The organism is Erwinia sp. PPS120, from assembly GCF_047918655.1.
Lineage (GTDB): Bacteria > Pseudomonadota > Gammaproteobacteria > Enterobacterales > Enterobacteriaceae > Erwinia > Erwinia tasmaniensis_A.
On record NZ_JBLREF010000096.1, the window covers coordinates 1 to 1,507 of the forward strand.

2 pseudogenes are annotated in these 1,507 nt (G+C 59.5%); both read left to right on the forward strand.

The annotated features are described in order from the left end of the window. Window positions 1-1,273: pseudogene (locus ACLRGG_RS21260) on the forward strand (DNA primase); the annotation flags it as partial. A 44-nt stretch (window positions 1,274-1,317) separates the two neighbouring features. Then, window positions 1,318-1,507 (forward strand): annotated as a pseudogene (locus tag ACLRGG_RS21265) (site-specific tyrosine recombinase XerC); the annotation flags it as partial.

Below are 1,507 nucleotides of genomic sequence, written 5' to 3' on the forward strand. Positions count from 1 at the left end.
TATCCAGTCTTCCTCGGCGGCGGGCAAGTCGTCGCTGATGGACGCGGTGCTGGGGCTGATGCCGGAAGAGGAGCGGGTACAGTACAGCGCCATGACCGGGCAGAGCCTGTACTACCTCGGTGAAACCTCGCTACAGCACAAAATCCTGGCGATAGCAGAGGAAGAAGGCGTCAGACAGGCGGCCTATGCGCTGAAGCTGTTGCAGAGTGACGGGGAGCTGAAGATAGCGTCAACCGGCAAGGACGAGTCCAGCGGCGAGCTGGTGACGCGGGAGTACAGCGTGAAAGGTCCGGTGATGCTGATGCTGACGACCACCGCTTCTGACGTGGACGAAGAGCTGCTGAACCGCTGCCTGGTGCTGACGGTCAACGAGTCCAGGGAGCAGACGCAGGCGATACATGCGCTTCAGCGCCGGGCGCAGACGCTGGAAGGGCTGCTGGCATCCAGCGAGAAGCAATATCTGACCCGCTTACATCAGAACGCGCAGCGGCTGCTGCGCCCGCTGAAGGTGGTCAATCCGTATGCGGAGCAGCTCACCTTCCTCAGCGACAAGACCCGCACCCGGCGGGACCATATGAAATACCTCACCCTTATCCAGTCGGTGGCGCTGCTGCACCAGTATCAGCGTGAGGTGAAACGGGCTGAGCACCGTGGTTCGTTTATCGAATACATCCGGGTACAGCCGTCAGACATCCGGCTTGCCAACCGGCTGTCGCATGAAATACTGGGTCGCACACTGGACGAGATGCCGCCACAGACCCGGAAGCTGTTGATACTGTTACGCGAAATGGTGGAGGCGATGGCCAGCGTGCAAAACTGTCCGGCTTCAGAAATACGCTTCACGCGGCGTGATATCCGGGCGTGGACGAACTGGAGCGACAGCCAGCTGAAGAATCACTGTCTGCGCCTGACGGAGATGGAGTATCTGCTGTTGCACGGCGGCTGTCGCGGGCACCTGCTGCGCTATGAGCTGCTGTGGGACGGCGGTAACGGTGAAGAGGCGCACCTGTGCGGGCTGCTGGATGTGGAGAATAACGAAGGCGATGAATGCAAGTCTGGCTCTGATAAAGGCAAGTCTGATAAGGATGAAAGTAAGTCTGCCTTAAGTCCGGGGCAAGTCGGGGCTAAGTCTGACCGGCAAAAAGTGGCTTCAGGGCAGGCAGAACAAGGGCCGGAAGCAAAACCGGTCGGGTCTGAGCCGGATACAGTAATCAGGAAGAAAAAGAAAATACCACCACCGCCTTCGCCCTCGTTACCTGAATCCTCTTCTTAGCTGCCTGCTTCAGGCCGTGCCAGCCCTGACACCGGAGCGTCAATATGGCTAACCATAAACCCGCCTCAAACCGCCTGCTTACCGTGGATGAAGTCTACCGCCAGCCGGTCGGTCCGGCCACCCATCCGAAAAGCCTGTACGCGCTGCTGCTGCGGTTCGTGAAGTGGCGGCGGGAGCGCAACTGGTCAGAGACGACGCTGAAGGTGCAGACGCATCACAGCTACCGCTTTATCC